Source organism: Micromonospora sp. NPDC007230, from assembly GCF_042869115.1.
In the GTDB taxonomy this organism is placed as follows: Bacteria; Actinomycetota; Actinomycetes; order Mycobacteriales; family Micromonosporaceae; genus Micromonospora.
Window position 1 is genome coordinate 62,979 of sequence record NZ_JBIAFE010000020.1, and the last position, 10,991, is coordinate 73,969.

General features: G+C 72.3%; 7 protein-coding genes. 6 read left to right on the forward strand and 1 reads right to left on the reverse strand.

The window, feature by feature from the left end; all coding sequences use genetic code 11:
- Window positions 1-44: 44 nt before the first annotated feature.
- Window positions 45-2,732, reverse strand: a complete 2,688-nt coding sequence (locus ACFYML_RS25445; RefSeq protein WP_387423019.1) for a glucosidase — start codon at window positions 2,730-2,732, stop codon at window positions 45-47.
- Window positions 2,733-2,819: 87 nt separating this feature from the next.
- Here ACFYML_RS25445 and ACFYML_RS25450 point away from each other — a divergent pair, with 87 nt between their 5' ends.
- From ACFYML_RS25450 to ACFYML_RS25475, 6 genes are all read left to right on the forward strand, one after another.
- Window positions 2,820-4,757 carry an amylo-alpha-1,6-glucosidase gene (locus tag ACFYML_RS25450; protein ID WP_387423020.1) on the forward strand — a complete coding sequence of 646 codons (1,938 nt, stop codon included), beginning with the start codon at window positions 2,820-2,822 and terminating at the stop codon, window positions 4,755-4,757.
- Between the two features lie 146 nt (window positions 4,758-4,903).
- Window positions 4,904-6,229 carry a glycosyltransferase family 4 protein gene (locus tag ACFYML_RS25455; protein ID WP_387423021.1) on the forward strand — a complete coding sequence of 442 codons (1,326 nt, stop codon included), beginning with the start codon at window positions 4,904-4,906 and terminating at the stop codon, window positions 6,227-6,229.
- A gap of 187 nt (window positions 6,230-6,416) precedes the next feature.
- Entirely contained in the window at window positions 6,417-7,226 is an 810-nt protein-coding gene (locus tag ACFYML_RS25460) for a metal-dependent hydrolase (RefSeq protein WP_073836718.1), read from the forward strand.
- Window positions 7,227-7,309: 83 nt separating this feature from the next.
- Entirely contained in the window at window positions 7,310-8,179 is an 870-nt protein-coding gene (locus ACFYML_RS25465) for an amidohydrolase family protein (RefSeq protein WP_387423087.1), read from the forward strand.
- Between the two features lie 334 nt (window positions 8,180-8,513).
- Window positions 8,514-9,662 carry a LacI family DNA-binding transcriptional regulator gene (locus ACFYML_RS25470; RefSeq protein WP_387423022.1) on the forward strand — a complete coding sequence of 383 codons (1,149 nt, stop codon included), beginning with the start codon at window positions 8,514-8,516 and terminating at the stop codon, window positions 9,660-9,662.
- A 2-nt stretch (window positions 9,663-9,664) separates the two neighbouring features.
- A complete protein-coding gene (locus tag ACFYML_RS25475; RefSeq protein ID WP_387423023.1) occupies window positions 9,665-10,969 on the forward strand; it encodes an ABC transporter substrate-binding protein in 1,305 nt (434 codons plus the stop codon).
- Window positions 10,970-10,991: the final 22 nt, after the last annotated feature.

Sequence of the window (10,991 nt, forward strand, 5' to 3'; positions counted from 1 at the left end):
GCCGGGACAGCCGCGACATCCGGGTTTCCGACCGCGGCGGCGCGTCAGCGGCGCAGGGTGAGGATCAGGTCGGCGACCAGCGCGGTCCACCCGGTCTGGTGCCACGCCCCGAGCCCGGCGCCGTTGTCGCCGTGGAAGTACTCCGGGAAGGCGATCAGGTCCCGCCAGTCGGGGTGGGTCTGGAAGAGCTGGCAGGCGCCGTAGATCGGCCGCCGACCCCAGCCGTCCCGGGTGAACAGCGCGATCAGCCGGGCGGAGAGATCGTCGGCGATCTCGTCCAGGGTCCGCTTCTGCCCGGAGCGGGTCGGGTACTCCACCTGCAGGTCGTCGCCGAAGAAGGCGGCGTAGTCGCGCAGCGCGCTGATCAGCAGGAAGTTGGTCGGCATCCAGATCGGGCCGCGCCAGTTGGAGTTGCCGCCGAACAGGCCGCTGGTCGACTCGGCCGGCTCGTAACCGACGCTGAACTCCTGCCCGCCGAGGGTGACGGTGAACGGCTTGTCCAGGTGGGCGCGGGACAGCGTCCGCAGGCCGTACTCGGAGAGGAACTCGTCGGTGTCGAGCATCCGGGCGAGCAGCCGGACCATCTGGTCGGGACCGACCATGGACAGCAGCCGCTGCTGCCGCCCGTCGGGGCCGAGCCGGCGGGCGCCGACCACGTCGGCGAACTCGGGACGGTTGGTGAGGAACCAGCGCAGCCGGGCACCCAGCTCGGGCAGCCGGCGCAGGGTACGCGCGGTGAGCCGGGTGACCGCCGCGAGCGGCAGCAACCCCACCACCGAGCGGACCTTCAGCGGCACCTGACTGCCGTCGGCCAGCCGCAGCACGTCGTAGAAGAAGGCGTCCTCGTCGTCCCAGAGCCCCTGCTGGTACGCCGCCGCCGCGATGTACGCGAAGTGCTCGAAGAACTTGGTCGCGGTGTCCACGTACGCCCGGTCGTGCTCGGCCAGCACGACGGCCATGTCGAGCAGGTTGAGCGCGTACATGGCCATCCAGCCGGTGCCGTCGGACTGTTCGAGGACCCCGGCCACCGGCAGCGCGGCCGACCGGTCGAACGGGCCGACGTTGTCCAGCCCGAGAAAACCGCCCTCGAACACGTTGTTGCCGCCGGTGTCCTTGCGGTTGACCCACCACGTGAAGTTGAGCAGCAGCTTGTGCATCACCCGGGCGAGGAACTCGTGGTCCCGGGAGCCGTCGATCTCGAAGACCTTCAGCGCCGCCCAGGCGTGCACCGGCGGGTTCACGTCCCCGAACGCCCACTCATACGCCGGGATCTGCCCGTTGGGGTGCAGGTACCACTCGCGGAGCAGGAGCAGCACCTGCTCCTTGGCGAAGCCGGGGTCGACCCGGGCGATGGTGACGCAGTGGAAGGCCAGGTCCCAGGCCGCGTACCAGGGGTACTCCCACGGATCGGGCATGGAGATCACGTCGAAGCTGTTCATGTGCCACCAGGCGCTGTTGCGCCCGTGCCGACGCCCGGCCGGGGGCGGCGCGGAGCCCGGGTCGCCCTCCAGCCACCGCTTCACGTCGAAGTGGTAGAACTGCTTGCCCCACATCAGCCCGGCGATGGCCTGCCGCGCCACGAGCGCCTCGTCGGCGGTCGCCGCGACGGGGATGACCCCGGCGAAGAAGCGGTTGGCCTCGGCGCGCCGCGCCCACACCACGCTGTCGAAGTCGTCCCCGAGATCCGCCGGGGGCGGCGGCGGGCTCGCCGGCGGCGGGGCGGTCCGGGTCAGCCGCAACCGGATCTGCCGCTGCCCACCGGCCGGCACGTCGAGCACGTAGTGCAGGGCGCCCTTGGTGCCCTCCCGGTCCGGGTTGACGGTGGCCGCGCCGGCCACCACGTGGTCGTTGATCCCGTCCTTCGGATACGGCGACCGCCCGGGCAGCCCCCAGAGCCGCTCGGCGTTGGTGTCGTTGTCGCAGAGCAGCGGGACGGGCGCGCCGTCGCCCTCCAGCAGGATCTGCCCGAGCACCCAGTGCTCACCGACCAGCCGGGCGCCGGCCGCCGGGCCCGCCCCCGCGCCGGCTTCGAAGCCGACCATCCGCGGCACCCGTTCGCCACCGGGCAGGCCCCACCCCCAGGTGTTGCGGAACCACAGGGTGGGCAGCACGTGCAGGGTGTCGTCCCGGTCCCCCCGGTTGGCGATCGTCACCAGGATGCACATGTCGGTCGGGGACGCCTTGGCGTAGTCGACGGTCACCGCCCAGTACCGGTCGTCGTCGAAGATCCCCGTGTCGACCAGCTCGTACTCGGTGTCGTCCCGGCCGCGCAGCGCGTTCACCGCGACCAGCTCGTCGTACGGGAAGGCGGCCTGCGGGTAGTGGTAGCGCCAGCGCATCCAGGAGTGAGTGGGGGTGGAGTCCTCGTACCACCAGTACTCCTTGACATCCTCCCCGTGGTTGCCGCCGTCGCCGCCCAGGCCGAACATCCGCTCCTTGAGGATCGGGTCCCGGCCGTTCCACAGCGCCAGCGCGAAGCAGAAGGTCTGCCGGTCGTCGCAGACGCCCGCCATCCCGTCCTCGTTCCACCGGTAGGCTCGGGAGCGCGCATGATCGTGGGGGAAGTAGTCCCACGCCGTGCCGTGTTCGCTGTAGTCCTCCCGAACCGTCCCCCACGCCCGCTCGGACAGATAGGGACCCCATGCGCGCCAGTCCTGCGCCCCGGCGTCGGCCTGGGCGAGCCGGTGCCGCTCGGGGTCGGGGGTCGCGGAGGTCGGGCGGTCGGTGAGCATTTGCACATCTTCGACGCCGCCTGGGTACTTCACCACAGCGGCCATTGTCGTCGTGGCGTGTAGCACCTCGCCGCCGGTGGAGGAAAGTTGATCGAGATTCGCTTCGGCCCGCAGGTCTGCGGGGACCTCGCCGCCGGGTCGGCCCGGGAGTGGCTGGTCACCGACGGCCGCGGCGGCTACGCCATGGGCACGGTCAGCGGCCTGCGCACCCGCCGCTACCACGGGCTGCTGGTGGTGGCCGGGGAAACCCCCGCCTCCCGGAAGGTGGGCCTGGTCAGCCTGGACCCGGCGGTGACCCTGCCCTCCGGGCAGCGGGTCCGGCTCGGCGCCCACGAGTGGTCCTCCGGGGTGGTCGACCCGCGCGGCTACGAACTGCTCGAACGGTTCGACCTGGTCGACGGGGTGCCGCGCTGGCGGTGGCGGATCGGCGACGTGGTGATCGAGCGGGAGATCGCCATGGCCCACGGCCGGCCCTGCGTGGCGGTGGTGCACCGGCTGGTCTCCGGCGGCCCGGTGCGGCTGGACCTGGCGGCGGCCTGCACCTGGCGGGACGCGCACGGGGAGCGCCGGGCGGACGGGCCGGCCCCGAGCCTGGAGCCGGCAGCCGGCGGGGCGGTGGTCGAGGGCGCCTTCCGGCTGGCCGGGCCGGACTGGGCGCCCGAGGGGCGGTGGTGGCTCGGCGTACGCCACCGGGAGGAGGCGGCCCGCGGCCTCAACCCGGACGAGGACCTCTGGTACGCGGGCCGATTCTCCGGCACCCTGGGCTCCCCCGGCGACACGGTCCCAGTGCTGGCCTGGGCGGAGGACCTGGCCGAGGAGCCGCCGCCGGCGACCGCGCTGGTCGAGGCGGCGCGACAGCGCAACCGGACGGTGGTGGCCGCGGCGAAACCGGCCGACCCGGTGGCGGCGACCCTGGCCCTGGCGGCGGACGCGTTCGTGGTCAGCACCGGCACCGGGCCCGACGTGGTGGCCGGCTACCCGTGGTTCGGCGCCTGGTCACGGGACACCATGACCTCCTACGAGGGCCTGTTCCTGGCCACCAACCGGGCGGACGAGGGGCGGGCGCTGCTGCGCGCGTACGCGGCGACGCTGTCGGAGGGGATGCTGTCCAACACCGCCGACACGGGGCGGGTGGAGTACAACACGGTCGACGCCACGATGTGGTTCCTGCACGCGGTGACCCGGCACGTCACCGTCACCGGCGACACCGACCTCGGCGACGAGCTGCTGCCCGCGCTGCACGCGGTGGTGCAGGCGCACCTGGCCGGCACCCGCTACGGCATCCGGGCCGACCCGACGGACGGGCTGATCAACCAGGGCGGCACCCCCGGCACCGCACTGACCTGGATGGATGCCCGGGTGCACGGAGTGCCGGTGACACCGCGTACCGGCAAGCCGGTGGAGGTCAACGCGCTCTGGGTCAACGGACTGGCCGGGGTCGCCGAGCTGACCGAGCTGGTCGGGCGGGACGCCACCGCGCTGTGGGGGCTGCACACCCGGGCGTCGGCCGGGTTCCGGGCGCGGTTCCCCGCTCCGGTGGGCTGGCTGCACGACGCGGTGGACGCCCCCGCCCCGGCGCACCCCCTCGGTGGGGCGGCGCACCACGACGACGACCTGCTCCGCCCCAACCAGCTGCTCGCCTGGTCCCTCCCGTACGCCCCCCTCGACCCGGACCCGGCGGCGCTGCGCCGCATCGCCGAGGCGCTGCTCACCCCGCTCGGCCCGCGCAGCCTCGCCCCCGACTCCCCCGGCTACGTGGGCCGGCATCGGGGCGGGCCGGCGGAGCGGGACGCCGCCTACCACCAGGGGACCGTCTGGCCGTGGCTGATCGGGCCGTTCGCCGACGCGTACCGCCGGGCGGGGCTGCCCACCGACGACCTGTTCGTGGGTCTTGACGGGCATCTGACGGAGTTCGGCCTGGGCTCGGTGAGCGAGACCGCCGACGGCGACCCGCCGCACACCGCCACCGGCTGCCCGTTCCAGGCCTGGTCGGTCGCCGAGTTGCTCCGCGTCCGCCGGCGCTGACCACGCGTTACATCCCGGCAATCAGCGCGTCTCCGCCGGTTATCGACCGCTCGGCAGGATGGGCTGCGACCCCGGGCGCGGACGGCGGCCCCCGGTGCGGTGGGCGGCCGTGGCGTGGTGCGGGAGACACAACTCAAGGGGGCCGCATGTCCGCTGACGCCGAAGTGATCGACCTCCAGCCCGCCCGGCGCCTGCGGGTGCTGATGCTCTCCTGGGAATATCCGCCTGTACTGGTCGGTGGACTCGGCCGCCACGTGCACGCCCTCTCCGTCGCGCTGGCCGCCGCCGGCCACGAGGTCACCGTCGTCACCCGCCACGCCGAGGGCGCACCCCTGGAGGAGTACGCCGACGGGGTGCGGATCCTGCGGGCGGCCGAGGACCCGGTCCGGTTCCCGCTCGCCACCGACTCGCTGCTGGCCTGGACCATGGCGTTCAACCACACCCTCACCCGGGCCGCGCTGCGCGCCGCCACGACCGGCGGGTACGACGTCATCCACGCCCACGACTGGCTCGTCGCGCACACCGCGGTCACCCTGGCCGAGCACCTCGATCTGCCCCTGGTCACCACGATCCACGCCACCGAGGCCGGCCGGCACCAGGGCTGGCTGCCCGAGGAGATGAACCGCACCATCCACGGCGTCGAGCACTGGCTGAGCAACGCCTCGGCCCGGGTGATCGCCTGCTCCGGCTACATGCGCGAACAGGTGACGCGGCTGTTCGACGTGCCGACCGGGTCGATCGACGTGGTGCCCAACGGGGTCGACGACCGGGCCTGGCGGGCCCGCCCCCGGGCGGTCGCCTCCGCCCGCGCCCGCTTCGCCGGCACCGGTCCCCTGGTCGGGTACGCGGGCCGGCTGGTCTACGAGAAGGGCGTGCAGCACCTGGTGCACGCGGTGCCGTACCTGCGGGACCGACACCCGGGGCTGCGCGTGGTGATCGCCGGCGACGGGCCGTACCGGGAGGAGCTGGTCGACCAGGCGCGACAGCTGCACCTCGGGGAGACCGTCCGGTTCGCCGGCTTCATGGACACCACCCAACTGCCCGCGGTGCTCGCCGCCACCGACGCCACCGTCGTCCCGAGCCTCTACGAGCCGTTCGGCATGGTCGCCCTTGAGGCGGCCGCCGCCGGAGCGCCGCTCGCGGTGGCGCGCACCGGCGGGCTCGCCGAGATCGTCGAGCCCGGCATCACCGGGCTCACCTTCCCGCACAGCGACCCGGACGCCCTGGCCGGCGCGGTCGACCGGCTCCTCGGCGACGAGGTCTTCGCCCGCCGGGTGGCCCGCCGCGCCCGCACCATGGTCGCCGAGCGGTACGGCTGGGCCACCGTCGCCGCCCGGACCGCCGGCAGCTACGCCGCCGCCCGCCGGGAACACGACACGTTCCAGGCCGGCCGGGCGGCCGCGCTGCTGACCGGCGGCCGAGCCGCCATCACCATCCCGGACGGAAATCTGCTGGCCGAGGCCGCGAGCTGACGCGCGTCGCATCGCCGACAGTTCCGCCCGGCCCGCGGCGACATACTGCCTGGTGATCCGGCTGGTCCGCGGGACCGGTCCCGCCCCTCTCCTCAGTGGACCGTCCGGGTGATGCCCCTCCACCCGGCGCCTTAACTACAGTGACGTAGTTTTGTCGATCAAGACCTCCGGGGAAGGGCGAACCGAGATGATGGGACCGTCCCACGCGCTGTCCGGCGCGGCGGTGTGGCTGACCGGCTCCTGGGCGCTGGACCAGTTCGCCGACTACCACCAGACACCGCTGGCGCTGGCGGTGGGCACGGCGGTCTGCGCGGGCGGGGCACTCTTCCCCGACCTCGACCTCTCCGGCAAGGTGACCCGCAATCAGGGTGGCGCCACCGTGGCCCGCACCTTCGGCGTGGTCAGCCTGTTCATCGCCGAGGTGGTGGAGAAGCTCTCGCTGGGCGTCTACTACGCCACGAAGCTCAGCAAGGATCCGAAGCGCAACAACGGGCACCGGACGCTGACCCACACCATTCCGTTCACCGTGCTGGTCGGCTGGGGCACCACCGCGCTCTGCGCCCACTACGGCAAGTGGGCGGTGGTCAGCATCCTCTTCTTCATGATCGGGCTGGCGCTGCGCGGCCTCTTCGACGGGTGGGCCGAGCGGGCCGGCTGGGTGATCGTCACCCTCGTGTCGGCCGGGGCCGCCTGGTTCACCTTCGCCAACCTCCCCGGCGACCGGGGCTATCCGCTCATCGGCACGGCGGTCGGCGTGGGCTGCTTCGTGCACATCCTCGGCGACATGATCACCCGGGCCGGGGTGCCGATCCTCTGGCCGATCCCGATCAAGCGGCGGATGTGGACGATGATCGGCCTGCCCAACAGCATCGCGCTGCGGACCGGGAGCAAGGCCGAGACCATCGTGCTGCGGGCGGCGATGACCATCCTCGCGGTGCTCGCCGCGGTGGGGCTGGTCGCCCCGTCGGTGCTGCAACGGTTCAACATTCAGGTGTGACCTCATTCGACGGGCCGGCCGCCGCGTCGCCGGCGACGGCCGGGCCGGCGGACCACGCCGGCCCGCCGGCCGAGGACGCCGCAGTGCCGGCGTTCTGGCGGCGGCTGGGCCTGCCCGGGCTCGCCGACGTGCACACCCACTTCCTGCCGCCCCGGCTGCTGCGCAAGGTGTGGGCGTACTTCGACGCGGCCGGCCCGCTGGTCGGCACCGAGTGGCCGATCCGGTACCGGTGGAGCGACGCCGATCGGGTGGCCCACCTGCGCCGGCTCGGCGTCCGGGCGTTCACCGCGCTGGCGTACCCGCACCGGCCCGGGATGGCGGAGTCGCTGAACCGGTGGACGCTCGACTTCGCCGCCGGCACCCCCGGCTGCCTCCCCTCGGCCACCGTCTTCCCGGAACCCGACGCGGTCCGCTACGTCGCGGAGGCGCTGCACGCCGGAGCACGGGTGTTCAAGGTGCACATCCAGGTAGGCGCGTTCCGGCCGACCGATCCGGCACTCGATCCCGTATGGGTGCTGCTCGCCGAGGCCGGGGTGCCGGTGGTGGTGCACGCCGGGCACGCGCCGGTCGGCACCGCCCACACCGGACCGGAACCGTTCGCCGCGGTGCTCGCCCGGCATCCCCGGCTGGCCGCGATCGTGGCGCACCTGGGTGCGCCGGACTACGCCGCCTTCCTCGATCTCGCGGAGCAGTATGAGCGGGTGTGCCTGGACACCACCATGGCGTTCACCTCGTTCTTCGACCGGTTCATGCCCTTCCCGGATCGGGAGCTGCCCCGGCTGCGCGAGCTGGGGCTGGCCGGCAAGGTGCTGCTGGGCAGCGACTTCCCGAACATTCCGTACCCGTACGCGGAGCAGCTCGCCGGGCTGGCACGCCTCGACCTCGGGGACGACTGGCTGCGGGCGGTCTGCTGGAACAACGCGGCGGCTCTTTTCTCCCTGAACATCGACTGATACGTCGTCGCCTATGCCCGATGGGGCCGACCCGGCTCCCTCGGTCACCGTCGGGGATTTCTGCCCCACCAGCTTCCGGCCGCTGGACCGCAAACCGACGCCGACCAGCACCGAACCGATCGCCCCGGCCGGGATCAGCGCAGCGACGCTCTGTCCTTACGACTCCCAGTCGCAGGCACTTACCCGGTCGGCCCCGCTGCCCGGCCGGATCGCTCCTCGTAATCGGCTATTGACGTGCCCTTAACACGTGACCTACCGTCTGTCGAAACGCTTAGTCGAAGCGCTTCGACAACGCCTCGGGAGCGATCCCACAGCTGGTGGGAGGAGGTGCGGGATGGCCACGATGCAGGACGTCGCCCGCCTCGCCCGGGTCTCGGTCAGCACGGTGTCGTACGTGCTCACCGGCGCCCGCCCGATCTCTCAGGCCACCCGGGACAAGGTCCTCGCCGCGATGGCGGAGCTCGACTACCAGCCGAATGCGATGGCCCGGGGGCTGGCCAGCCGGCGCAGCCGAATCCTGGGGCTCCTCATGCCGATGGACGAGCGGGGCCTGGGTGCCACCGAGACTGCCTTCGTCACCGGCGCGGCGGCCGCGGCCAGCGCCGCCGGCTACCACCTGGTCCTCTCCCCGGTCGGCGTCGACGACCTGGACGAGCTGCGGCGGCTGGCCAGCCAGCGGATGCTCGACGGGGCGCTGCTGATGGAGGTGCAGCTCGCCGATCCCCGGGTGGCCGTCCTCCAGGAGGTCGGCGTGCCGCTGGTGCTCATCGGCCGCACCGAGGACCCGGCCGGCCTGTCGTACGTCGACATCGACTTCGATCGGACGGTGCGCGACGCCGTCGACCATCTGGTGGAGCTCGGGCACCGGCGGATCGTCTACGTCAATCACTCCCCGGCGGCCATCGCGCACGGCTACGGCCCAGCGCTGCGCACCCGGGACGCGTTCGCGGCGACGATGGCGGGGCACGGGCTGGAGCCGTTGATGATCCCCGCCGAGGACAGCGCGGCCGGTGGGCGGGCGGCGGTCAGCGCCGCCTTCGCGCAGGCCCCGGACCTGACCGCGGTCCTGGCCATGAACGAGAGCGCCGTCTTCGGCATCCTCGGTGAGCTGGCCGGTCGCGGGCTGAGCGTGCCCGGTGACGTCTCGGTGGTCTCCATGGTCACCTCACCCCAGGTCGCCGAGCTGGCGACACCGCCGCTCACCGCGATGACCTCGCCCGGCTCGGCGCTGGGCCAGATCGCGGTCGAGACGCTGCTGCGGCACCTCGACGCCGACAGCGGCGAGATCCACCAGCAACTGCTGCCCTGCCTACTGGAGGTCCGCGGGTCGAGCGGACCGCCCGGCACGGCGGGCGGGAACAGCACCACCGGCGCCGGCCCTGCCAGGCCGGCACCGGCGCATACCGAGGAAGCAGCCCGCCGCCGCGCTGCCACGCGACGACGGGCGAGGGAGCACCAGCTCGATACTCACCAAGGAGACTAGCAATGCAGCGACTCCGGAGAGTCGCCGCGGCGGCCGTGGTGGCCGCGCTCGCGGCGACCGGCGTGACCGCCTGCGGCGGCGACAACGGCGAAGACGGCAGTGGGGCGAAGGTCCTCAAGCTCTGGCACTACGAGGGCGCGAACAGCGCCATGGGGATCGCCTGGGACAAGGCGATCGAGACCTTCAAGGCGGAGCACCCGGGCGTCGAGGTGCGCTTCGAGCGCAAGGCGTTCGAGCAGATCCAGCAGAACGCCGGCATGATCATCAACTCGTCCGAGGGCCCGGACGTGATGGAGTACAACAAGGGCAATGCCACCGCCGGCCTGCTCTCCTCGCAGGGGCTGCTCACCGACCTGACCGACGAGGCCACCAAGCGTGGCTGGGACAAGGAGCTCAGCCCCAGCCTGCAGAGCACCGCCCGGTACGACGACAAGGGCGTGATGGGCTCGGGCAAGTGGTACGGCGTGCCGAACTACGGCGAGTACGTGATGGTGTACTACAACAAGGACCTGTTCACCAAGTACGGCGTCAAGGTGCCGACAACGCTGGCCGAGATGACCGCGGCGATGGACACCTTCGTCAGCAAGGGCGTCCCCCCGCTGGGCATGGCCGGCGCCGAGTACCCGGCCGGGCAGCTCTTCTACCAGCTCGCCCTGAGCAAGGCCGACCGGTCGTTCGTCGACAACTACCAGCTCTACAAGAACCCGGTCGACTTCCACGCCGACCCTCTGAAGTACGGCGCGGACACCTTCGCCGAGTGGGTGCGCAAGGGCTACGTGTCCAAGGACTCTGCCAGCCTGAAGGCCGAGGACATGGGTACCACCTTCATCTCCGGCAAGGCACCGATGATCGTCTCCGGCAGTTGGTGGTACGGCCGGTTCAAGAGCGAGATCAAGTTCAACTGGGACACCTTCCTGTTCCCGGGCAACACCCTGAACGCCGGCTCGTCGGGCAACATCTGGGTGGTCCCGGCCAGCAGCAAGGCCAAGAACCTGGCGTACGACTTCATCGACATCACCATGCGCCCGGAGATCCAGGCGCTGATCGGCAACAACGGCGGCGTACCGGTCGCCGGCGACCCGGCGAAGATCAGCGATTCCAAGGACCGGAAGCTGATTGAGAACTTCAACGCGATCAGCGCTCAGGACGGGCTGGCGTTCTACCCCGACTGGCCGGTGCCCGGCTACTACGACGTGCTCGTCTCCGGCTTCCAGAGCCTGATCAACCAGTCCAAGTCGCCGGACCAGGTGCTCGACGCGATCGCCAAGCCCTACCAGGACGGCGTCGCGGAGATCAAGCGCGGCTGACGACGGCGGGGCGGGTGTGCCG